Genomic DNA, 24309 nt, shown 5'->3' on the forward strand with positions numbered 1-24309 from the left:
CCCACCACTAGAGTGGAAAAACCGTCTGGACCATCCCGCAAAAAGCCTGTTGAATCCGGCGACGATGTTGCAAAAAAGCCCTGAATCGACTCGATGGTCAATCAAATAACTGTCTACCGGAGGCCTCCGCTTTGGCAAATCTAACGACGATGTCGCGCCGCAACTTTCTTATCATGCCGCTGGTGCTGGCCGCGTGCAAGGCGAACGCCGCCGTGATCGAGACTTCGGGTGCGACGATGGGCACGACATATAATGTCGCTGCAATCGACCCGGACAACGCGATCAGCCAGCAGGACTTGCGCGGCGCGATCGAGGCCGCGCTGGCCGAGGTGAACGCGCAGATGTCGAACTGGGATGCAAGTTCCGAAATCTCGCGCTTCAACGCACAGGGTGCGGGTGCCGCACAGATGTCCGACGGGCTGGCGCGGGTCATGGCAGCAGCGCAACAGGTGCATCTGGAAAGTGACGGTCAGTTCGACGTCACCGTGGGTCCGCTGATCGACGTCTGGGGCTTCGGTGCTGGTCAGGCGCGCGTTACCGCGCCGAGCGACGACGAAATCGCCGCTGCGCTGGAAATCTCCGGGCAGGAACGGCATCTGCGCTTGCAGGGCAAGCAGCTTGAGAAATCAGCGCAAGGCGTGGAAATCTACCTCTCCGGCATCGGCAAGGGCTATGGTGTGGACCGTGTCGCTGACGCAATCGCCTCGCTTGGTTTGACCGATTACATGGTCGAAATCGGCGGTGATCTGTACACATCCGGGCGCAACGCACAGGGCATGTCATGGCGCATCGGGATCGAGACGCCGGATGTCACCGGACGCTCGGTGCTGAAAGTCGTCGGTGCGTCGGATCTCGGCATGGCGACCTCCGGCGATTATCGCAATTATTTCGAACAGGACGGCGTGCGGTATTCGCATCTGATCGACCCCCGCACCGGGCGGCCGATCACCCATAAGACCGCCTCCGCTACGGTCATGACCGAAAACGCAATGCTGGCGGATGGCTGGGCGACGGCGATGCTGATTCTGGGCCGTGAGCGGGGGCTGGAAATCGCCGAGCGGAACGACCTCGCCGTGATGTTCGTTGAACGGAACAGCGGATCGGATCAGCCATTCGCGATCACGCAAAGCAGCCGCTTCGCGGAATTGCAGGCCTGATCCGGCAATAAGACCGGCTTGCGGCGCACGCTGCAGGCCGGAGCACCTTGAGGAGAGACCCATGACCACATTCCTGCTTGCATTCGGCCTTCTGATGCTGGTCATGCTGGGAATGGCGCTTGGGGTCATTTTCATGGGCAAGACGATCAAGGGAAGTTGCGGCGGGCTGAACGCGATTTCAGGCGCAGATCATTGTCTGGTCTGCAACAAGGAAATCGACCCGGACAGCCCGCTGCGCGAGCGCCTGCAATGCCCGCGCGCCCGCAAGATGATGGAACGCGCCGGAACGGATGAAGGCAACGCGGCCTAGGCCAGCGGAATAAAGCCTACGATCAGCAGACATATGACCGCGATCAGCCCGAACAGCCACAGCTGCCACGCGGGCGCCTCTTCTTTCCAGGCCCGGCGGTATCGGTAGCCAGCCAGACAGGCGGCGACGAAAATCAGCGTGGCGACAGGCGAAGACAGGGTCAGATCGGCCAAGACAGCGAAAATCCTTGCATGAAGGCAATGTGTGTATTCTCATTGCCACTATGGCAAACAGACATTCAAGCGTGGAGCCAGATCAATGCCTGAATCCTATCGACCGCCATTGCGCAAGGACGACAAGTCCGAACAGAGCCACAGCCAGACCACGCAGAGCAATATCTCGGTGATGAAGGCCACGGTGCAGGATGTGCTGGACCGCAAGGGCGGCAAGCTGATTTCTGTCCGCCCGCAGGATGGTCTGCAAGTCGCGGTCGAGGCGTTGCGCGATAACCGGATCGGGGCGCTTGTGGTCACCGACGCGAACGGCGCGCTTCAGGGGATTTTGTCGGAGCGCGACATCGTCCGCAAACTCGCCGATGCACCGGGCCGGACATTGGGCCACAATGTCGAGGATATCATGACCTCGAAGGTGGAGCTGTGTAAGCCGGATGAGCTTCTCGTCTCCGTCCTGCGCCGCATGACCGAGGGCCGGTTCCGTCACATGCCGGTTGCGGATGACAGCGGCTTGCTGGGCATTGTCACCATCGGCGACGTGGTCAGCCACCGGCTGAACGAGCTGGAACATGAGGCCTTGCAGCTCAAGCAGCTTATCGTCGGCTGAACGGCGCGGACAGGCGCGCCGCTAACGCTCGACCGGCTGGCTCGCCGCGGCTTCGATCTCAAGCTGTCTTTCGCGGTGAAAGACGTAGATGCCCGAGGCGAGGATGATCGCCGTTCCCAGCATGGTCAGCCCGTCGGGGATTTCGCTGAAGAACAGGAACCCGACCAGAGTCGCGCCGACGATTTCCAGATATTGGAACGGGGCCAGCAGGCTCGCCTCCACCTTGCTGAACGCATAAGTGATAGACAGAAACGCCATCATCGCCAGCACCCCGGCCAGCAGGAGCAGCAGATAGGCCCAGACCGGCAGGTCCAATAACCCGCTTGGCTGACCGGTGACTGCCACGATGACGATCTGGACCAGCAGCAACAGCCCGGCCGCAAAGATCGACGCCCCGAACTGAAAGCTGAGCGCTGAGCGTTTGCGCGTCGATTTGCGCATCACGATCATATTCAGCGCATAGGCAAACGCGCCCAGAACCGGCAGCAGCGCAACCGGCCCGAACGCCGCGAAATTCGGCCGGATCACGATCAGCGCGCCGATCAGCCCGACCGCAACAGCGGCATAACGGCGCGGCCCCGGCACCTCGCCCAGAAGCGGCCCGGCAAGCAGCGTCAGCAGCAGGGGTTCGACAAAGAAAATCGCAATCGCCGTCGCGATCGGCATGACGGCGAAAGCTGTCACCAGACACAGCGTCACCACGCCGAGCATGACCGCCGAGATCAGCGACGCCAGCGAAAAGATGGACCCCGACAGATGCCGCCGCATCACATAGGCGACCGGCACGAACAGAGTGGCCTGCGCTATGGTCCGCCCGAGCGTGACCTCAAACGGCGTGATGATCGCCGTCAGCAGCTTGGAGATCGCATCGCCCAGTGGCAGCAGGATCATTGCGACGCACAGCACGGCGATGCCGATACGTTTTTCGGTTGCCGCGTTCGGGGCGGTCGTCGGTCGGTTCATAAAACCTCCTCTGGCACCCTTGGCCGGTGCTGGAACAGGTCCGGGCGTACAGGACAGGATTTCACGCAAACACACCGGATGACGCCATCATCCCGCAGGCCGAGCCGTAGTGAACCGCCCTGCCCGCGTCAAGTTGCGGATAAACCATGTGTTGTCAGGGCAATGGAATAAATTCGTCCCGGTCGCCCGCAGGCAGATCGAATATCCCCTGCCCCCAGTTTTCGGCGCGCCATTGCTCTTTCGCTGCCTCAATCTTTTCGCGGCTGGAGGCAACGAAGTTCCACCAGATATAACGCGGCCCGTTCATCGTCGCCCCGCCGAGCGCCATGAGCCGCGCGCCTTGCGGACCTGCCTGAACGGTAATCTTGTCGCCCGGGCGGAACACCATCATCCGGCCTTCCTCGAAGACCTGCCCGGCGATATGCACCTCGCCTTCGGTGATATAGAGGCCGCGATCCTCGTGATCGTCGGGCAGCGGAAATCTGGCACCGGGGTTGAGCGTGACGTCCAGATAGAAGGTCTCCGAATATAGCGTCGCCGGTGCGGTCTCGCCATAGGCATGACCAAGGATCAGCCGCGCGCTGACCCCGTCCGCTTCGATCAGCGGCAGGGCGTCCTTGCCGTGATGTTCGAAAATCGGCTGCATGTCCTCGCGATCTTCCGGTAACGCGATCCATGTCTGAATGCCGAACAGGCTGTGCGGTCCCTGCCGGGCGGGGCTGCTGGTGCGTTCGGAATGCGTCACGCCCTTCCCGGCAACCATCCAGTTGAGCGCACCGGGACGGATCACCTGATCCGAACCGATGCTGTCGCGATGATGGAAATCCCCGCGATAGAGATAGGTCACCGTCCCCAACCCGATATGCGGATGCGGTCGGACATCGATCCCCTGCCCGGTCAGAAACTCCGCAGGTCCTGCCTGATCGAAGAAGATGAACGGCCCGACCATCTGGCGTTTCGGCGCAGGCAGGGCGCGCCGGACCTCGAACCCGCCGAGATCGCGGGCACGGGGGATAATCAGGGTCTCGATCGCATCCACCCCGACATCGTCCGGGCAACCTGGCTCAAGCGCTGGATTCCAACTCATGACAAACACCTTCTTTTGCGGGTCCTTTGCGGGGGACCTGAAACGGAAGCGATGTGAAAGCGCCGGGGTTCCAGCCGCGACGGATTTTTACCCCTGAGGCTATGGGGCCAGCACCACAGCGCGTCACATTGTTTCAGGGGCGGAATGGCCAGCCCGACGGCAGAGGACGTCGATCTGTGTTAAATACGCAAGCCCATTGAGGATAAAATATTGATGTAAAATAATAACTTAGAACGAAAATTGATTAATTTTCACGTCGCCACGGAAATTGTTCTATATGGTCATATATTGTAAATTTATCTGGCATATTTTGTTCAAATGCGTGATTATGCCGCCGGGCGGCGCGGTTCCCAAGTGAATCAGGTGCCATTGTGCGGCGCATTGCTCGGCAATTCAGCGGTCGGTTCAGGCTGACCTGCAGTGGCAACGGGGCGCATCCCGCGCATTTTGCGCGTGGCAGAACAGGACGGACGCGGCACCAATGACGGAGTATCTGGCTGGCATCGGCATCAAATCGACGCCGATCAGCGGCGATCTGACCACCCACCACCACAACACCCCGCCAATTGAAAAAAGCCTGCACTATCTAATCGGGCAACATATGCAACTTTTCCGGGGTCAGATGGGTTGCTGTTCAAAGGGAACCAATGGGGACGCGAAAAGCGCTGGATCGAAAGATGAATTTGTAAAAATGTCCCAGAGCATAGCCTCCGGCACTCCGCTTCGGCCAACTCCGCGCATGGATCAAGAGCGTCGGCGCGCGAAAGGTGGCGCGGCGGTCGAAGCGCGGGGGATATAATGCACCTCAAAGCAATAATCTGGGACATCGACGGCACGCTCGTCGACAGTGAACCTCTGCATTTGCAAGCGCTGAGACATGTATGCAGCGGCTACGGCGTGGACATATCCGATCTGTCAAACGACCATTTCCTCGGCGTTACCGTCAACGCGGTCTGGGATGCGCTTCACGAACGGTTTCCGCAGGATCTGGAGTTTTCGACCTGGCTCGAACAACTTAACAGGTTCTATATTGCGAATATCAGCGGCCTGCGCGCAATGCCCGGAGCAGCCTCGACCATTCGCCGGATCGGTCTGGCCGGGTTGCGGCAGTGTGCGGTTTCCAATTCCAATCGCGCCATCGTTGACGCAAATCTCGAATTTCTTGGCATCTCGGACATGATGGACCACACGGTCAGCCTCGACGATGTCTCGCAGGGCAAGCCGAATCCGGAGCCTTATCTGACTGCGCTGGAAAAGCTGCGGCTACGCGGCGCCGAAGCGCGCGTGGTGGAGGACAGCCCGGCAGGTGTGCAAAGCGCCCAGAAGGCACGAATTCCGGTCATCGGATTTGGTGAGCAGCCTCTGGATGTGCGCTTCCGGGTGCAGGCGCTCAGTGAAATTCCGCGCCTGCTTTTTGGGCCTCAGCCGGGCAATCACGTCGGTGCCAAGATCGAAAACTGGTAAATACCGGTTGCGTCCCGTTATCATATGTTCGAGCGTGGCTGTTAATGCGCGCGACGAAGCAGGTGATTGTAATGGACGGCATTGTCGGAAAGAAACTCCCGGCTACATTGCGCAGAAAAGAAATTCTGTCCGCGCTGCAAAAAGATGGCCATATTAATATCGTTGATTTCGCAGAGAAATTAGGCGTTTCCGATATGACCGTGCGTCGCGATCTTGAATCTCTCGCGGAAGAAAAGCTGGTCGTGCGGACTCATGGCGGTGCGCATCTGCCGGGCATGTTCGAGGACGCAACCCCCGGTCGCTTTGAGCGAAATTCGACTGACCGGCGCGCCTTAAATCGCGATAAAAAACAACGGATTGCAAGGGCGGCGCTAGGCTGGGTTCAGCCGCACACCACGATTGCGCTCGACATTGGAACCACAGCCTACGAACTCGCGACGCTGATGACTGATTCGAGTGTCCGGATCGTGTCGACCTCGCTGCCGATCCAGATCGCATTGGCCGAGCGGAATATGTCTGTTTTCGCCCCCTGCGGACAAATCGGCGGGATTGAACCCTCCATAAGTGGAGCGCAGACCATATCTTATCTGCAGAATTTCAATTTTGATGTTTGCTTTCTTGGAGTTGCAGGAATTACGCTCGGCGGTATGTTTGATTTTTCCTTTAATGATGCAGAGATCAAGAAGGCAATTATCAAGCACACTTCGAAACGGGTTTTGTTGGCGGACAGCTCTAAATTCGGCATGAATTCTTCTGTTCGCGTTTCCTCCTTCGATCAGATTGACGCGCTGATAACCGATGCGGAGCCGCCCGGTCCGCTATGCGCACAACTGCAGCAGGCGGGCACCGAGATCATTATCGCCGGGTTCTGAACGCCGCAACGCCCGGCGGAACCTGTTGAAATTGGTCGGCATCTTGGAGGTTTCCCGCCCAAAATGCCGACAAATGGCGACCCGTTACCGGGTCCCCTACCCTATGTTATTGGATCGCCGCCGCCTCGGCCTCGCGCATGACGCGCAACAGGTTGCCACCCCAGAGCTTGGCCAGATCTTCCTCCGAATAGCCGCGCTCCAGCAGGCCAGCGGTAATATTCGGTGTCTCAGCCACGTTGTCCCAGCCTTCAACGCCGCCGCCGCCGTCAAAATCGCTGGAGATGCCGACGTGATCGATCCCGGCGACCTCAACCGCATGGTCTATATGGTCAAGGAACTGCGCCAGCGTCACATCCTGATAACGTTCATAGATGCGTGCCCGTTCGCGCCCGTATTCCTCCATCTTCTCGGCAGAGGCAGCACGCCGGTCCGCCGAACTGGCAAGGCCCATGCGTTCCTGCAACAAGGCGACCGCCTCCGTGATCTGCGGATCGACCTCGGCGAGGTAGGACCGGTAGGCCGTGATCTGCGCCACGCCATTATCATCGCGGATCGCCATCAACTGTTCATCGGTCAGGCCACGCGGGTTGTCATAAACCCCTTGCGCCGTCGAATGCGAGGCGAGGATCGGTGTGCGCGATACCTCCATCGCGTCGGCGGCGGTCTTGGGGCCGACATGGCTGATATCGACCATGATGCCGTTGTCATTCAGCCCCGCCACCAATGCCCGGCCAAGATCATTGAGGCCCGGGTCCTCGCCATCACCACGCGCGGAAGACGGGTTGGACGAGCCACCGAACTGGTTATGCCCGAAATGGGTGATCGACGCGTAACGCACCCCACGATCCGCCCACATTGCAACACGCTCCGTCACCTCTTCCGGCGTGGTGCCCAGCGGATAGCTGTTTTCCATCCCGATCAGCGCGATCAACTTGCCTTCGGCATTCAGCGCCTCGACCTCGTCAGCCGTGGTTGCAAGGCCGATTTTCTCCGGATTGGCCCGCAGCATTCGCTGAATGCCGAGATATTTCTCTTCCGCCGCATCAATCGCGGTTGCGTAACCTTCTTCGGTCAAATCTCCCTGCGGGATATAAACGATGAAAAAACCTGCATCGAGGCCGCCGATGCGCATCGACGGCAGATCGACCTGCGCCGTGTTAATGACGCCGGGATCGAGCGCGGCGGTGCCGTAATTCGCGCCGATATCGACATGGGTGTCCATGGTCAGGAAACCATCGTGAATCGCCATCACTTCGGTATCGCCAAGGACCGCTTGCGAAAGCGCCGGTCCGGCGGTCAGGGCCAGAACGGACGCGGTAAACAGGGAAGCATTACGACGCATATCAAATCTCCTCGTGAAACATTTCAGCAAACTGTCCCGGCAGCCCCGCCGAGGACCTGCCGTTATGGACAGGTTTGCCCGTTTTGTTCTGCCAATCAAGTGTCATCGGTTCCGGCCAGCGCCGCATGTTTGGCCGATGTCGGAACGGGCTTGGCTGTTACCGATCCGTTTCGGCGATCAACTGTCGCAGGACAGCTTCCTTTGCGGGGAAAACATGTTCGGCGTTGTGATGGTCCAGGATGAACTGCCGCGCCCGGTTGCAAAGCTGGGCCGCTTCCTGCGGATGGTCGAAGGCCCAGGACACCATCTCGGCAATCTCCTCGGGATCGTCCATATCGACAATGATGCCGTTTTCCATATCCTCGATCAGCTCCGTGACCGGGGCTGTGTTCGAGGCGATGATGAGACATCCCAAAGCCATCGATTCCGACAGCGACCATGAGGTCACGAAGGGTTCCGTGAAATAGACATGGGCCGAGGACGCCTGAAGGATGCGGGTATATTCCTCACGCGGCAACATCGCGTTCATATGAATCCGTCGATGATCCAGATCGAGATCGTCGACCATTCGCAGCCACCAACTGTCACCGTCCGGCAGAGAATCTCCGTAGGCGACCGAGTTATTGGCGATGATAACCGCATCAAAATCGTCGCGTTGTTGTTGAAGCAGCTCCAGCCCACGCAGGAACTGCGGAAAACCGCGCAAGGGCTCCATCCCGCGGGTGGCATAGGTGACGATATGGCGGTCTTTGGGAAGCCTGACCCAGTCCAGATCAATCCGGGCATCCGGGTCCGGCGCGTGCAGCCTGCAATCGACACCATCCGAAATAACCGTCATCTGGCGGCGCAGCACGGGCGGAAAGCGGCTGGCCTGAAACTCAGTCGGACACCAATTTGCATCCGCCAGATCGAATTCACCTGCAATCGGCAGATTTCGCATGCGGTCTGACACCATCGCCAAGCCGGGCCGGGGCGCTTCGTCCTTCCCGGTCGCCCAGTTGCGCTTGGTGTAGTACCATTCGTGATAGGCGATATATTTGCATTCGGGCCAGACATCCTTGACGCAAAGCCCGACACCCCAACCGACATGCGCCATGACCAGATCCGGGACATAGCCCTCGGCATAGTGCATACGATACAGAAGATCGGAGGCGCTGATGCAGTTCGTTGCCGCGTAATCCAGAATATGCCGGACATCATTCCTGTTCTTGATAACCGTCTCGCGAAGCCGGAACCAGCGGGTCCGGACCCCGTCCTCCTCCGTATCGACGCCGTCGCCACCATGCGCAAAGGTGACATCCCATCCCTGCCGTGCAAGCCACTTGCCCAGGAACTCGAACTGCGCAGGACTCGACAGATGCAGGAACAGGATTTTCGGTCTGGCAGCATTGATACGGGCCGGGGCTTCATCCGTCATAGCGGCTCTCTCTCGCCCGATTTGGTCAGCAGATGCCAGCCCTGTGATACCGCCTCGATCATACCGCCGAGCGCGCTGACATTTTCGAGGGCCAGTAGGCGGCCATAGACCGTATCGAGGCTGAGGCGATCTTTCAGACAGACATAGATCACCCCGCCATCGCGCGAATCCATCTGGTAGACAAAGGGCAGCGCCGCCAGCAGCGCGTCCTCAATCGCAGGTGAACGCGCGTCCCCCGCAATGAGCAACGGGGCATTCAGGCCTGACAGCGATTTGCCCAGCCCGCTCAGCGGGTTTCGTCCTGACAGCTCAGCCAAATTCGGATCGTCCAGCTCCATGACGATGCCATCGAATTGCTGTCGCGGCCCACGGGTTTCGGCCCCGATCAGGTCAACGTCACAAGGTTTCATGACGGACCCGAGACCCAGCATATCTGTCGCCTGCACCGGCCAGCCCTCCGGCCGATAGGACAGTTTCAGATTGGTCAGCATCGCCAGAAGCGCGACCGCAAGCCCTATCCGGCGCGGCGACCGGATCAAGACATGGCCCATACGGCAGGTTCCAAGCAATATTGCCAGAATCTCCATATCCCGTGGGCAGAGCGGGCGGCCCGGATCATGCACGTCGAGCCGTGCGAGAACCGGGCGCTTTGCATCGTCGCCCCTCAGCTCCACTTCATTCATGGTTTTGAAAGCCAGCGGCCCGGATGCGGCACCATCCCCGCCGGTGCGCGGGCAATCGAAAAGCGCGTTTGCAATCCCGGCGAGACGATCCGCAGCCTGTTGGCTGGATGCCCGCAGCCAGTTACGCTGAAAGCTGGTCAGCCAGGCAAACGGATCGGCGCGGTCAAGAAGCTCGAACGCCTGCTGGGCGGCGATCGCAAGCTTGCCGTCCAACGTCATCTCGCGCTTCTCTCCGGCCAGATCGGTCCCGATCAGGTCGATTTCACCGGCGCGGTAAACATTGCGCAGAACCGGCCCGGTATGTGGCGACCGCTCTTTCCAGTTGACCCGGATATGCCGCGCCCCGCTTATCACCGGATTGAACAGATGATGCCGCCATTCCCCGATCCGTACCGAAATGATCCGCAGCGGCAGGCCAAGCGCCGCCGCCGAGACGACATTATCCACCGGATTGGACAGCGCCTCGTCCAGTATCCTGACCGCCGCTCGGGCCAGAGAATTATCAATGCTCGCCTCTGCAGAATGAAGCCGCAACCTCGGGTCGTCATAGCTGAGCAGCCGATGGGACATGGCAACAGACCTTTCAGGAAGAGGAAGGCGACGGCGGGTCATCGCCCTCGCCGGATTGATCGGATTTGACACGCTCGACCATCTGCGCCGCCAATGACGCTGCCGTCATGTCTTCGGTGAAGGAGAAGCTCGTCACGGCGGTCCCGAAGCGGCGCTCCAGTTCAAGCCGCAGTTCAAGCGCCATCAGGGAGTCGATGCCGTAGCGGCTCAGCGGGCGCTGAGGCTCGAATTGCTCGACCGGCATGCGCATGATGCCGGACAGGATGCGGCACATCTCCGCCTCGGTCAGGGCGATTGCCGCAGGCCAGTCCAGCGCACGAATATCCTCGGTCAGCGCGGCGAGGCTACGCATGTCGAACGCCGCTGCGGGAACCAGCCGCGCGTAGAGATTTTGTCGGAATGCAGGCAGGGCCGGCGCCAGCTGCACCCAATCGACCGGCGCAAAGCTGTAATTCTGCGGCGGATGCTCACGGATCGTCTTCTCAAGTTCCGCAATCACCTGACCCGAGCGCAGGAAGCCAATGCCCTCCATCTTCGAAAGCTGCGCCGCCACAACCGCATTACGGGTCAGATGGCCGGCATCGTCGACCGGCCCCCAGCCAAATGCGGATACCGGGAAGCCTTCCTGCCGAAGCTGATCGGCCAGCGCATCGACAGCCGCATTGGCGGCACTGTAGGCAGCCTGTCCCGGATTGCCGAGATGGGACGCGATGGAAGAGAAGAAGATGACGTGATCCGGCGCGACCCGCCCATCCCGCAGCAACCCTGCCAGCCGGGCGGCAACGGTCAGCTTGGCGTCGATGACCTGACGCGCCTCTGGCCCGTCGACATCCTTCAACAGCCGGTCACGCAGGATCATCGCGGCGTGGATAATCCCGCCAACGCGGCGACCCTGCCCGGACAGTCCCTCAAAGAACCCGGTCAGCGCGGCGTGATCCGTCGCGTCAACGGCATGGATGGACAGCCGCGCCTCGGCTTCAGCCCAGCGACCGGGTTGGCCGGACCCCGGCTTCACCTCGCCCGAACGGGAGAGAAGATGGACATGGGCCGCGCCGGAGTTGAGCAACCATTGCGCCACGGCCAGACCCAACCCCCCGGTCCCGCCGATAATGACCCAATCATCGCGAATTGGCCTCGTCCTGCCACGCCGCGCGCCGCGTGCGGGTGTCATCACGATCTTGCCGGTGTGGCGCGCGGATAGCATGTGACGGAATGCTTCCTCCGCCATCCCTGCGGAAAAACGTGTGACCGGGATCGGTCGCAGATGACCATCGGCGAAACCCGCCCGAATGCCCTCCATAATCTCTGAAATCCGGCTCGGACTGGCCGCAAGCCGCTGGTCTAGGTCCAGCCCATAATAGCTCAGATTGCGAGAGAAAGGCCGCAGGTCCATCGGCGTGCCTTCCAGATAATCCCGTTTGCCTAGTTCGACAAATCGCCCGAACGGCGCGAGACAGCCGACCGAGCGTTGCATCGCTTCGCCCGACAGGCTGTTCAGGACAACATCCACGCCTTTGCCGCCGGTGGCCCTCATGACCTCACCCGCGAAAGACAGATCGCGGCTGTTGAACGCGGCATCGGCCCCATAGGCGCGCGCCAGCGCCCGCTTTTCCACGGTTCCAGCGGTCGCAAGGACCTGTGCCCCAATCGTCCGTGCAATCTGAATAGCCGCAAGGCCCACTCCACCAGCACCGCCGTGGATCAGCACCGTTTCGCCCGGCATGATCCGCGCCAGATTGATCAGCGCCTCCCATGCCGTCACGAACGCAACCGGAATGCTGGCGGCGGTCTCCGCCGAAATGCCGTCCGGTATCCCAAACAGCGCCGCCTCGGGCAGTACCAGACGGGATGCGAAGGCCGCGCGGGCAAACCCCATCACCGGCGTACCGGGGCGCAATCTGGTCTTTGCACCGCCGCGCCGGACGATCCCGGCATATTCCATTCCCATCCCCGCACCAGAGGCCCCGGCCTCAAGAATGCGTTCGGACAAAAGACCGCGCGCGCTCATGACATCGCGAAAGTTCAACCCGGTGGCCAGCACCTCGACCTCGACATCTTCCGGGCCGAGACGTGGCTTGCGGGCCGGACCCCATTCCAGCGTATCCAGCCGGCCCGCGATGCGCTGCCGCAACTGCAGGACCGGCGCGATAACCGGCCGGGTCGGCAGTCGCGTCAGCCGCTCGGCCAGCAGCCGCCCCTCACGCAGATGCAGCACGCTTTCCTGATCCGACCAGCGGAGAAGCCGTGCAAGCTCCGAGGCCGTATTACCCCCCACTCCGTCATGCAGGGCGATGAAGCGAACCGAATGATCGCCATATTCATTCGCGGCACTGACACAGGCCGACCGCAGGGCCGCCGCAAAGGGCTTGAACCCGGCGCTGCCCGGTTCCCCATTCACGGCGATCAGCACCAATGGCAACGATGATTGCGGGATGATGCTGCGCAGTTGAACCAGAAGCGCGGCAATCTGCTGCGCCAGATCGAGGCCCGGTTGCCAATCGCAGAACAGAACCCGATGGGTCGCCTGATCGGGCGAGCTGTCCGGATGCCCTGCCCAGTCTATCGCCGCAGAAACCTTGTCAGGCAGTGGCGCGGCGAGGGCCGGGCGCACGGATGCTGGCTGGCAAGGCCCTGTCGTCATTGGTTTACGGCGGACATTAACCTCAAGAGCCACGCCCGCATCGTCGAGATACCCGGTTGCTGATCCCATAGGGGAGGCGGCACCCGGGCTAAAATCGGGGGCAGCGATACCAATCAACAACCCGCCCGGTGCCAGCGCCTCCTCCGCCTGAACGGCAGCCGCATTTTGACCGGCGGCGAGCACCACGTCGAAGCCGCCCGGCTCGGGCGCCTCGACATAGAAAGCCGCCAGATCTGGGGGCAGAAGCTGTGCGAGCAGGCTGCGTTCCTCAGCCGTAAATGCCGTGACCCCAATCCGGTCGATCCGGCCGCTGGACGCCAAGCGGCGCAGCAAATCCATATCGGGCATACCTGACAGCAACAGGCTGAAACGCTCCGTCTCAGGCCATTTGCGCTGCAACTCAGCAGCGATCAGGCCGAAGCGGGCCCATATCCGGCGCTGCACCGAACCGAACCGCGCGACATCCTGGCCTGCCTCATTTGCTGCCCGCAGCATCAGGGCGCGCAGATTATCGGCCAGATCGGGCGCCATATCCAGAACCGCCCTCAAGGCCACATCCGTTTCCGGCCCGGCAAGACCACCCTGCCCCCGAAACGCCCTGATCGCCCGGCTGATCGGATTGTCCGGCGCTTCAGCCAGCGGGGCCAATCGCCCGACAATCCGGGCAGGCATCCGCCAACCGACCGGCAGAACCACCTTCTGCCCATCCTCACGCAGCCTGATCAGGCGTGTGGCGATCCGGTCCGGGGTCATGCGGCGCGCCGCATCGGGCCAGACCACGGTGAAATCCGCCTCTGCAATCCGCGCAGCCAATACCCCGTCCCGGTCATAAAGATCGACCTGAACGACCAGAGACCGCTGCCGCGTCCGCAGCAGCTTTAAACCTGCATGTGTTATACATGCCCCATGCTTCAACAGCAGCAGATGCTCGATCCGGGTCGGCAGTAGGACCGCATCTTCACGAATCAACCGGGTCAACGCCTCATCCGCGCGGGCTTTTCCGGAAAGCGCCATCGCCGCCAGACCATGAAACGCCGCATCAAGCGCAGTCGGGTCGAGGACGAATTTTTCACCGATCAACGGTTCAGACAACGCAACCCGGATCGTGCTGCGATTTCGCGCGGATACTGCCGCCATTCGCCGGAAAGCGGGACCATAGGACAGGCCGCGGGCGGACAGGACGTCATAAACATCATCTGCGGGCAACAGCCCCTCGCGCAGAGGGCGGGCCGGGGCGGACACCGAAGCATCACCCCGACGCAAGACCCCTCGCGCAACGATCAGCCAGTCGGTCCGGGTCAGCCGGGGCCGCCGCGAAATGGTGATATTGCCGGTCGCCAAATCGACCTCAGTCCGGATGCGCACGCCGTCACCTTCGATCACGGTCGGGGCCAGGATGTCGAAATGCTGAAGCTCGACCGGATGATCCGGCCAAAGCTCCGAGCCCGCAGCAAGCGCCATTTCGACAAGCACGGCACCGGCAAGCACGATCTCCTGATTGAGCTTGTGATCGGCCAGCCAAACCGGCCCGGTCGGGGTCAGATCCCGTACCCAGACCGGGCTATCCTGGTCAGCACGCTTCCCGGTGAGGTAGCGGGGTCCGAGTTCGCTCCACGCATCCAAACCGTCCGGGGTCAGGCGGCTGCGATATTCACGCTCATCCCACGGATAGGACGGCATGTCGGGCAGCGCGCCGCCACGCGGGCCGGTCAGACGCTCCAGATCGACCGTCAGCCCCTGTGCCCAAGCATGCGCCGTCAGCAACCCGTCGACATCCGCCAGATCGCTGTCTGTGCCCTTATCTGCGATCACCTCGGCGGGCAGGAAATGGTTATGCGCGATCCCGCCAAACCGCGCCATTTCGTTAACATCGCGGCGCAGAACCGGGGCAGGAGAAATCTCCACGACCTGACAGGCCCCGTCACCAGCCAGCGCCTTGAACGCATCGAAGAAGCGCACGCAATCCCGGGCGTTCCGCCACAGATATTCCGCATCACATTCCCCCGGACGCAGCACCCGGCCAAGGGCGGAGCCGGCCACCGGGATCGTCTGGCCTGCATAGCTCAACCCGTCCAGATCATCCTTGAACCGCTGACGCAGCGCCTCGATCAGCGGAGAGTGATAAGGAAGCTCGACCTTTAGCCGGACCATCGCCATACGCTTGCCGCGCAGCGTCACCCGGCCCAGCCGTGAAATCGCGTCATCCGGCCCGGACACCGTGACCGAGCGCGGGCTGTTGACGGCAGCAATCGCCAGATCCGGCTCATCCAGACCAGAGATCGCGCGCACGACATCCGCCTCATTCGCCGCGATGACCGCCATCCCGCCACGACCGCGCAGCGTCTCGAAAGCGCGGGAGCGGGTCATGATGATCCGTGCGGCGGTCGGCAGATCGAAGCAGCCCGCCACATGAAGCGCCGCGATCTCGCCGACAGAGTGGCCGATCACGGCTTCGGGCCTGATACCGTCGGCCGCCAGACAGTCGGTCAGTGACACCTGATAGGCAAAAAGCAGCGGCTGCGCGATTTCCGGGCAGCCCAGCCTGTCGCCAAGATCCGGCGCATGCATAAGCCCGACGAGGTCCTGTGCAGCCTCTTCCGCCATTGCCGCCGCGACCCGGTCAAAACTGGTTCTGAAAGCCGGGTTCCTGTCATAAAGCTCGATCCCCATGCCCGGTATCTGCGCGCCATTGCCGGGGAAGGCGAAAACCGTTCGGCTGCGTTGAAACCCCGCCTTTCCGAGGATCGCCCCGGCGACCGGCTCCTCACACCCAAGCGCCGCTTGCTGCCGCAGGGTCGCGGGCGTTGACGTATTCAGCGGCACGGCCAGCCGGTGCGTCAGGCCGGCCCTCGTCGCCGCTGCCGCACAAAGCGCGACCTGTTCCTCGACACCAGCTCTATCAAGCCGATCCGCCCAGCCCGACGCCAGAGCAGCCAGCGAAACCGGAGACGCCGCCGACAGCAGCAACCATTTCGCATGATCGCTGGCAGGCAGGGCTGCGCCACCGTGAACGCGCGGCGTCACGGGACTGGCGGATTCGATAATCGCCGCGACATTGGTCCCGCCAAAACCAAAGGAGTTGACCCCCGCCAGCAGAGGCCTGTCATCGCCCAGCGAGCGCAGCGTCGTGTTCACCCGCAGATTCAGCCCCTCAAAATCAATCTCGGGGTTCGGGTTGCTGAAATGCAGCGACGCAGGCAGGGACCGCTTTTCCAGCGACAACAGCAGCTTGGCGACGCCCACAAGTCCCGCAGCCGGTTCAGCATGTCCGAAATTCGTCTTGGCCGATCCGATCGGCAGCGGCTCCCGACGCAGCATGGCAAGGGCACGGCCAATCGCCCGCGCCTCAGCCGGATCGCCGATTTGCGTGCCGGTGCCGTGGGCCTCATAAAAGCTGAACTCCTCCGGGTCACGACCGCTTTGCAGCAGAACCCGGTCCAGCAGCGCCTCCTGCCGCGCCGCCGAGGGGACCGTCAGCGACGACGCCGCGCCGTCCGTATTGACCCCGCTCGCCAGCAGCCGTGCCCTTCGCCGGGCCTGCATCCGCTGCGCGACTTCCGGGCGTTGCAGAACCAGTGCCACGCAAGCCTCTGACCGGACATAACCGTCGGCGCCGGCATCGAAGGCACGGCAAACCCCGCTCGGCGAGACCATCCGTGCCAGCGAGAAACCGACAAACCCGCATGGCGACAGCAACGCATGGACGCCACCCACAATTGCGGTATCCAACTCACCCCGGCACAGCGCCTCGGACGCCTGATGCAGCGCATAAAGCGACGAGGCGCAGGCCGCGTCCAGCACATAGCTGGGGCCACCGAAATCGAAGAAAGAGGAAACGCGATTGGCAATGATGCAAAGCGTATTGCCCAGTGAAAAACCGGAATTCGTCCGCGCCGTGTCGGCGTAGTACAGCGACATGTTCTCGACCAGCGACGAGCCAACGAAAACCCCGGTGCGATCCCCGGCCAGATCGACCGGGTTCAGCCCGGCATCCTCTATCGCCTCCCAGACAGCCTGCAGCATCAACCGCTGCTGTGGGTCCATATCCTGCGCCTCACGCGGGCTGACGCCGAAGAAACCGGCGTCAAAACCATAGATCCCGTCCAACTGACCCGACGCCAGCGTATAGGCCTTGCCCCGCCGTGTCTGACGCAAATCCAGAAACATGGCCGGATCGTAGTTCTGCTCCCGCAGGCTGGTGATCGTGCAGCGCCCCTCGGCAAGGGCTTTCCACATCGCCGCCTGACCACGCGCCCCGCTGACACGGCAGCTCAGACCGGAGATGACCGGGATATCGCCATCCTGCGCTAAATGCGTGCTTTGAGACTCAGGCATGTCTATGGCGTCTTTCAATGTCCATCGTTCAGAAACATCTCGTCCTGCCGGATTTTTCCAAAAAGCCTTACGTTACAATCGCATGAAGTAATTGCCGCCCAGATAGGTCGCCCCATTCCCCCGCATCAGCAGATCCGTCTCCTCAAGGGAGATCCCGGAGATGACGTTGAACATCACCCCTTTCGATCCGCGGGGCGTCGACCAACCGCGGATGGCCAGCATGATACGGTGCCACAGATAGCCGCCGAGATCCGTCGAGCGGACATCGCTGCGGATATACATGGTGTGAATCACCGTGATCCAGGTTTTGCGGCTGCCCAGCATGGGGCTGAAATTGAAATAGGCAAAGGCCACAGGTTCCGCGTCATATTCGATATATACCGCGCCGTGGAACCCGGTGTCGTTCTTCAGCTTGTCGACCATGCGCTCGATATAGGGCTGATCGAACGGCAAATCGGAAAAGATGCTCTCCTTGTGCATCTGCCGCGCCAGCGGCAGGACTTTCTGGAGGTCAGCCGTGTCTTCACCGAACCGAATGTCGAGCTTGCGGATTTCGGACTCGGGGATGTTGAAGTGCCTGTTCATGTCATCATTTCACCCATGTTCTCCCGGCGACAGGGCGGACCCCTTCACCAGGCGGGACGCCGCCGCGATCAGCAATAGAACGGGCGCCCATTTTTCATATGCCGCGCCGCCAGAGACCTGGCCTCGCGACCCTTCAGAAAAGGAATGTGATCGGCGGAGGGGTAATCGCATTGTGCGATTTCATCGAAGTTCGGAAATATCTCCCTCAATTCATTCAGCTGGTCGTCGCTCAGAAAGCTCAGTGCCTGCTTGCCGGGATAAAGGCTTTCCGCCTCGATCCCCTCAACCTCGACGAGTTGGTGCTCCGCAAACATGATGTGGACATATTCGACCTTTCTTGCGTCACCGGCGATCTCGATCCCGTCGACACCGAGCAGTTGCTTGACCGGCGCCAGAACCTCTCGGGTGCCAAACATCCGCTCCGCAATCGGGGAACGGATCAGAACCCGATGTTGCGGCGAAAAGCAGATGTCGCGCCGAGGGAGACCGTTACCGAAGGCCCCCGCGGCGACCCGGATCGGGATGATCTTCGGGTTGCCCGCCAGATCGATACTGTCGAGCCGTCGCCTGCCGATCCAGCGAACCGGCTGCGGGCCGTTGCGGGTCATCACCAGATCGCCTTCGCGCAAACGCTCGATATTCACCCGGCCATTCGGTGTTGCGACCTCCGTACCGGCAGTAAAACACACGGCATTGATGTGTTCGTAATTGGAGAACACTGAGTCGTTGGCGATCTCGACCGTAATATGCGGATAGCCGGGCTGAAACGCCGTAACCGTTCCCCAGGTCACCGTGCCGTTCAGCACCGAAGGGAAACCGATGATCATATTCGCCATGCTGGAATCGAAGATATCGGTTATCAGATCGCCACGGCCGTCGCCATCTGTATCAATCGTCACGCTGCCACTCGACAGGGTCAGCGTCCAATCACCCTGAAGGTTCAGCGTATCGACACCGACGCCGCCATCCATACCCACGGATATGGCATTATGCTTCTGATATATCTCGTCATTGCTGACGGTCGAGCCGGGCTCACCACCAATGCGGGTCAGGTCGTCACCAGCCCCCATATCGACCTGGGCACCACCGGTCAGCTCCCCGATGACGGTATCGTTGCCATCGCCGGCATTGATCTCCCGCGCGGCGCTTCGGTAGAGTGAAACATAGTCGTTCCCGACACCGGCATCGATAAAGCCAAAAGCGATCGTCGGCGTACCGGCGTTCAGCCAGATCATGTTTTCGCCGGTGATGGTATCGTCACCACCTCCAGTCGCTATCGCTTGAAAATAGCCGGCCAAATACGAGCCTTCATCCTGCATGACGACCCGGTCGCTGACGGTCCTCAGCGTATTGAGTTCCCGATCCGGAACGCCATCGGCGCCCGTTTTTTGAGAAATCTGGATCAGGTCGCCATTTTCAGAACCAATATATCGGACCATACCGACAGTCTCCGTCACTTAAATCTTCACATGCACAACCCCGCCGCTACCAACGGGGTTTACAAATTCGGCCTGACGCTCCGTCCCATGAATAAAATACCGCGGGTCCGTCATTCGGCCCCGTGCCAGGCATTGGAACTGGTCAATTTCGATAAAAGGGTACGAGTTATATTGGCGCGCTGCCGGTCTGATCGTTATCCGATTAGATCACTCTTATGGCAGGATCGCCTGATTACCGCTATGGCACCAGGCCGCCTATCCGAACGGCCTTAGATAGAATCGTTCCGCGATATCATCGCAGGCCGCACTGGTTGAAATTATTTCTACAAATCAAGAATTATATTTAAAACAACCAATTAATCCTACATTTTAATATCGGCTCCTTTCATGGCGGCCTGAAATCTGGCGGGCTATTCTGCTTTTAGTTGAATTTTTACAACTGGCTACAAAAACCAGAGAGCTACAGCAATACGCCAAATATTCTTGTCCAATTTGCCATCCTACACGCTTCTGTGACCCAAAACAGCCGTTTAGCCGGAGGTTTTCGGCCATCTCCGCCCATGCGCGCTGCACCGCCACAGAACCAGCATCTAGGTATTGAGGGTTCTCATTTCACGCCACAATTACGCCACGTTCTTTTTCGCGGGAATGGCAATCGCAAAGATCTCGGGGCCGCCGGACGCAATTCGCCCCCGGTCAATCCCCCAGCGGTTGCGGGCCCGTGCGTCCGTGATAGGCGGTCAGCGATGCACGGATGCGGCGCAGATTTTCAGCGCTCTTCTCCTGCTGAGCACGGGCCAGCATCATTGCCACGGCGTCCAGCACGACCAGAAAGGCATAGCGCGAGGCCGTAGGTTTGTTGATGTCGGTGTCTTCTGAGAGATCGAGCCCGATAAGGACATGCGCCGTTCTGGCCAGCGTGCTGTCAGATCGGGTCATCGCAATGACCCTTGCACCATAACCCGCCGCGATCCGGGCGGCTGCGATCAGCGCATCGGCCTCGCCACTGGCCGAGATCAAAAGCAGCAGATCGTCCTTCTGAAGCGTCGCCGCGCGCATTTGCAGCAAATAGCTGTCGTTGACCGCGACCGTCGGAATGCCAAGCCGAAAGAAGCGGTTCGCGGCCTCCTCCGCCACCATCGAGGAACCGCCACCGATTCCGCCTATGACAACCTGCCGGGCCAGGCGGATATCGCGCGCCGCCTCTTCCAGCGGCTCGGGCTTAAGCTGGCGGCGCAGCGTTTCGACTGTTGTCAGAAGTGATGACGTCACCCTGTCGATAACCGAATTCAGTTCGGGCGGTTCACCCTCTTCGTTGACATGCATATATTGCATGCTCACGGCGAGGTTCTGGGCGAGGCGGAGCTTAAATTCGCGAAACCCGTCACAGCCCAGTGAGCGGCAGAAGCGGATGACCGTCGGCGTGCTGACGCCTGCGGCATCGGCCAGCTCGGCAATCGTCATGGTGCTGATCTGGTCGAGATGCTCCTTGACGTAATCGGCAACCTTTTGCTCGCGCGCTGCGAGATGGCCGTCCTGTTCCCTTAACGCAGAGATAACATCGGCGACGATCACGCCACCCCTTCTTTGCAGATCTGACAGACGGTTTTCCGTCACGGCTTCCTCCCCGGCAAACCTTGTATCCATTGTACCTTAGTTACACCACTGGAAGTTTCAATCGTTAAGCGCCGCATTTTTACCTCTTAACATCTACTTCAGTAACATTTTTGTTGCCTTTTGTTTGACACGTCCCCTATAAATGTAATTAAGGTACATCCAGGGAGGAATCAGGATGAGGGCGTGGTGCAAAACCGCGGGTGACCGGATCAATGCCATCGTCGAGGCGATTGTAGCAGCCCTGATGCTGCTGCTGGTGCTGGATGTGTGGTTGGGCGTCGCGGACCGCTATTATTTTCACTGGCAATTGCCGTGGCCGGAAGAGCTGGCGCGCTATCTGATGATCTGGGCGGCGATGCTGGCCGTGTCCTGCGGAATTTCGCGCCGCGAACATATCGGGCTGACGCTGCTGGTCGGGGCCATCCCCGAAGGCGCGCGACGGGTGATCCTGATCGCGATGGATCTGGTCGCACTGGCGCTGTTTCTCTATGTGTTCTGGTTCGGTATCGGCTTCGCCCAAAGCGGCGCGACCCGGCAGGCGATGATCTTCGGCACCAGCCTGCAGCCCTATTACGCCGCCATTCCCGTATCCGCCGGCATCGCAGCCATCCAGATCCTTCTGACCATGATCCGCGACATGGGCGACTACTTCGAGCCCAGTTTTGAGGAGGAGGCAGAATAATGATTGCCGCACTCGCATTCGTTTTCTTCGTCGCCTTCGGCCTGCCCATCGGTTTCGCCATCGGCGTGGCTGGCGTGCTGGGCCTTGTCAGCATGGGCGGCACCAATTTCCTCGCCGTCGGCCCGGGCAAGATCTTCAACGGGCTGAACATCTTTCCCTTCCTCGCCATGCCATTCTTCATCCTCGCAGGTGAGATCATGAACGACACCGGCATCACCTCGCGCCTCGTCAAGCTGGCACAGGTGCTGGTCGGGCGGTTCCGGGGCGGGCTGGCCCATGCGAATATGCTGGCCTCGGTGTTTTTCGCGGGGCTGACGGGTTCGGCCACGGCGGATGCCGCCGCCTTCGGGCGCACCCTTGTTCCCGCGATGGAGAAAGAGGGTTACGGCCGCGACTATGCCTGCGCGGTGACCGCCGCCGGTTCGATCATCGGGCCGACCATTCCGCCCTCGGGGCTGATGGTGGTCTATGGCTCGCTGATGGGCGTGTCGATTGCCGGGTTGTTTGCTGCGGGCATTCTGCCGGGGCTGGTCATCTGTGCGGTCTGCATGTTCGTCATCTTCCTCGGCGGCAAACGCGAAAACCTGCCCGTGGCCGAGCGCGGCGCGACGCTGAAAGAGATCTGGCAGACCTTCCTGTCCTCGCTAACCGCGCTGGCCATGCCGGTCATCATTCTGGGCGGTATTCTGGGCGGCATCGTCACCCCGACCGAGGCGGCCTCCATCGCCGTCGCCTATGCCGCCTTTATCGGGATCTTCGTCTATCGTACGCTGAAGCTGAAGAATTTCTATCAGATGCTGGTGCGCACGGCGCGGATTACCGGGGTGATCTTTGTCATCATCGCCTTTGCCGGCATCCTTGGCTGGTATCTCAGCTTCGAGCGGATCCCGCAGGCGATTGCCGAGGCGGTGATGGGCCTGTCCGATAACCGCTTCGTCATCATCGCCATCATCATCGGCATTCTGATGCTGGTCGGCATGGTGATGGACATAACCGCGATCCTGATCATCCTCGGTCCGGTTCTGGTGCCCCTGACCGAACAGGTCGGGCTGGAGCCGATCCATGCCGGGATCATCTTCATCCTCGCGCTCAACATCTCGCTGATGACGCCACCTGTGGGGGCCTGCCTGTTCGTGCTGTCCTCGGTCACGGGGGAAAAGCTGGAACGCATCTCGGTCAAGCTGATGCCGTTCCTGATCGCCGAAATCATCGTGATGTTCATCTTCGCCTATTGGGAGGATGCGGCCCTGCTGCTGCCCCGCCTTCTGGGCTTCGCCTGACATATTTCATCTTATCAAAGAGGAGAAAAAAGATGAAAAACCTGACCAATGGCCTTGCGATTGCATCGCTGATCGCTGCCAGCAGCCTGACCGCCGGGACGGCATCTGCCGGGGGGCTGATCAAGTTCGGCCATGACAACAAGATCGACCCGTTCGAGAACCCCGCCCAGGCCTGCGCCGCGGTCTTCGCCAGCGAAGCAGAAACCGCCACCAATGGCAGCATCACGGTCGAGGTCTATGGCTCGAACCAGCTCGGCACCGCGCAGGAGCATGTGCAGATGGTCCGCGACGGCGTGTTGCAGGCGACGCTGACCTCGACCGGGGCGCTGGCCAGCTATTACCCGCGTGTCGATGTGCTGAACCTGCCCTTTGCCTTTGACGGTTATTCCGCGACCTATCAGGTCTTTGACGGCGAGTTCGGCAAGGCGCTGGCCAGCGATATCGAGGATGTGCTGGGCGATGTCGTCGTGCTGGGCTTCCCGGATACCGGCGGTTTCTTCGAAATCACCAACTCCAAGCAGACCGCCACCACGCCCGAACAATTCGACGGCATCCGCATCCGCACCATGACCCTGCCCTCGCATCAGAAGATCGTGCAGGCCATGGGTGCCGAGGCGTATCCGCTCGCCTGGGGCGAGGTCTATTCAGGCCTTCAGACCGGCGTGATCGACGGGCAGATGAACCCGATCCCGATCATCTCTTTCTCGAACTTCGCCGAGGTTCAGAAATACATGACGCTGACCAACCACCTGTTCTCGCCCTATACCTTCATTCTCAACCGGGCCTTCTATGACGGGCTGGATGACAGCGAGAAATCGGCGGTACGCGAAGCGGCGGCGAACTGTGTCGAGGCCAGCCGTGGTCTCAGCCGGGTGATCGAGGCGTCGGATCGCGGTCTTGCCGGTCTGAAGGAGCAGATGGAGATCACGGCGCTGTCGCCGGAGGAACGTCAGGCGCTGGCCGACGTCACCCAGCCTGCCTTTGAAGAGCATGTTCAAAGCAATCTGGACGACAAGGCAAAAGAGCTGCTGGCCATGTTCAAGGATGCCGTCGCGCAGGCGAACGAAACGACCTACCTGCAATAA

The 24309-nt window shown here is 60.8% G+C and carries 19 protein-coding genes; 9 read left to right on the forward strand and 10 right to left on the reverse strand.

The genetic code is table 11. From position 1 onward, the window contains the following. The first annotated feature begins 149 nt into the window (after positions 1–149). Entirely contained in the window at positions 150–1157 is a 1008-nt protein-coding gene (locus tag PAF12_RS17850) for an FAD:protein FMN transferase (protein WP_271109908.1), read from the forward strand. A 61-nt stretch (positions 1158–1218) separates the two neighbouring features. Beyond that, the gene (gene nqrM / locus PAF12_RS17855; RefSeq protein WP_271109909.1) at positions 1219–1467 is read left to right on the forward strand and encodes a (Na+)-NQR maturation NqrM; all 249 of its coding nucleotides are present in this window, start codon (positions 1219–1221) and stop codon (positions 1465–1467) included. Here the strand turns inward: nqrM and PAF12_RS17860 are convergent. Then, positions 1464–1640: a hypothetical protein gene (locus PAF12_RS17860; protein WP_271109910.1), complete on the reverse strand. Its 177-nt coding sequence runs from the start codon at positions 1638–1640 to the stop codon at positions 1464–1466. The two genes, nqrM and PAF12_RS17860, sit on opposite strands and share 4 nt — an antisense overlap. A gap of 85 nt (positions 1641–1725) precedes the next feature. On the opposite strand from PAF12_RS17860, the gene PAF12_RS17865 reads away from it, so the two are divergent. Then, entirely contained in the window at positions 1726–2247 is a 522-nt protein-coding gene (locus PAF12_RS17865) for a CBS domain-containing protein (protein WP_271109911.1), read from the forward strand. A 21-nt stretch (positions 2248–2268) separates the two neighbouring features. Here the strand turns inward: PAF12_RS17865 and PAF12_RS17870 are convergent, their stop codons facing one another. Together PAF12_RS17870 and PAF12_RS17875 are read right to left on the reverse strand one after the other, a co-directional pair. After that, complete coding sequence (locus PAF12_RS17870) at positions 2269–3210, reverse strand: DMT family transporter (protein WP_271109912.1); 942 nt, start codon at positions 3208–3210, stop codon at positions 2269–2271. 154 nt (positions 3211–3364) lie between these two features. Then, on the reverse strand, positions 3365–4297 hold the full coding sequence (locus tag PAF12_RS17875) for a pirin family protein (protein ID WP_271109913.1): 933 nt from the start codon (positions 4295–4297) through the stop codon (positions 3365–3367). Positions 4298–4778: 481 nt separating this feature from the next. On the opposite strand from PAF12_RS17875, the gene PAF12_RS17880 reads away from it, so the two are divergent. The 3 genes from PAF12_RS17880 (at position 4779) to PAF12_RS17890 (ending at position 6633) form a co-directional block, all read left to right on the forward strand. After that, positions 4779–5096: a hypothetical protein gene (locus tag PAF12_RS17880; protein WP_271109914.1), complete on the forward strand. Its 318-nt coding sequence runs from the start codon at positions 4779–4781 to the stop codon at positions 5094–5096. Continuing rightward, entirely contained in the window at positions 5096–5761 is a 666-nt protein-coding gene (locus tag PAF12_RS17885; RefSeq protein WP_271109915.1) for an HAD family phosphatase, read from the forward strand. The genes PAF12_RS17880 and PAF12_RS17885 overlap by 1 nt, the downstream gene beginning before the upstream one ends. A gap of 71 nt (positions 5762–5832) precedes the next feature. Further along, positions 5833–6633, forward strand: a complete 801-nt coding sequence (locus PAF12_RS17890) for a DeoR/GlpR family DNA-binding transcription regulator (RefSeq protein ID WP_271109916.1) — start codon at positions 5833–5835, stop codon at positions 6631–6633. 106 nt (positions 6634–6739) lie between these two features. On the opposite strand, the gene PAF12_RS17895 is transcribed toward PAF12_RS17890, so the two are convergent. From PAF12_RS17895 to PAF12_RS17925, 7 genes are all read right to left on the reverse strand, one after another. Then, on the reverse strand, positions 6740–7975 hold the full coding sequence (locus PAF12_RS17895; protein WP_271109917.1) for a dipeptidase: 1236 nt from the start codon (positions 7973–7975) through the stop codon (positions 6740–6742). Positions 7976–8132: 157 nt separating this feature from the next. Further along, entirely contained in the window at positions 8133–9392 is a 1260-nt protein-coding gene (locus PAF12_RS17900; protein WP_271109918.1) for a glycosyltransferase, read from the reverse strand. Beyond that, positions 9389–10645: a peptide deformylase gene (locus tag PAF12_RS17905; protein WP_271109858.1), complete on the reverse strand. Its 1257-nt coding sequence runs from the start codon at positions 10643–10645 to the stop codon at positions 9389–9391. The genes PAF12_RS17900 and PAF12_RS17905 overlap by 4 nt, the downstream gene beginning before the upstream one ends. Before the next feature lie 13 nt (positions 10646–10658). Beyond that, the gene (locus tag PAF12_RS17910; protein WP_271109859.1) at positions 10659–17621 is read right to left on the reverse strand and encodes a type I polyketide synthase; all 6963 of its coding nucleotides are present in this window, start codon (positions 17619–17621) and stop codon (positions 10659–10661) included. 72 nt (positions 17622–17693) lie between these two features. Next, complete coding sequence (locus tag PAF12_RS17915; RefSeq protein WP_271109860.1) at positions 17694–18206, reverse strand: hypothetical protein; 513 nt, start codon at positions 18204–18206, stop codon at positions 17694–17696. A gap of 68 nt (positions 18207–18274) precedes the next feature. Continuing rightward, a complete protein-coding gene (locus PAF12_RS17920) occupies positions 18275–19645 on the reverse strand; it encodes a Hint domain-containing protein (protein ID WP_271109861.1) in 1371 nt (456 codons plus the stop codon). A gap of 696 nt (positions 19646–20341) precedes the next feature. Continuing rightward, the gene (locus PAF12_RS17925; RefSeq protein ID WP_271109862.1) at positions 20342–21292 is read right to left on the reverse strand and encodes a MurR/RpiR family transcriptional regulator; all 951 of its coding nucleotides are present in this window, start codon (positions 21290–21292) and stop codon (positions 20342–20344) included. Between the two features lie 145 nt (positions 21293–21437). Here PAF12_RS17925 and PAF12_RS17930 point away from each other — a divergent pair, with 145 nt between their 5' ends. Genes PAF12_RS17930 through PAF12_RS17940 form a run of 3 tightly spaced genes read left to right on the forward strand, consistent with a single transcriptional unit; the run spans position 21438 to position 24309 of the window. Beyond that, the gene (locus PAF12_RS17930; protein WP_271109863.1) at positions 21438–21944 is read left to right on the forward strand and encodes a TRAP transporter small permease; all 507 of its coding nucleotides are present in this window, start codon (positions 21438–21440) and stop codon (positions 21942–21944) included. Then, a complete protein-coding gene (locus PAF12_RS17935; RefSeq protein WP_271109864.1) occupies positions 21944–23224 on the forward strand; it encodes a TRAP transporter large permease in 1281 nt (426 codons plus the stop codon). Before PAF12_RS17930 ends, PAF12_RS17935 begins: the two co-directional genes overlap by 1 nt. 32 nt (positions 23225–23256) lie before the next feature. After that, positions 23257–24309: a DctP family TRAP transporter solute-binding subunit gene (locus tag PAF12_RS17940; protein ID WP_271109865.1), complete on the forward strand. Its 1053-nt coding sequence runs from the start codon at positions 23257–23259 to the stop codon at positions 24307–24309.

Source organism: Paracoccus sp. SCSIO 75233, assembly GCF_027912675.1.
Classification (GTDB): domain Bacteria; phylum Pseudomonadota; class Alphaproteobacteria; order Rhodobacterales; family Rhodobacteraceae; genus Paracoccus.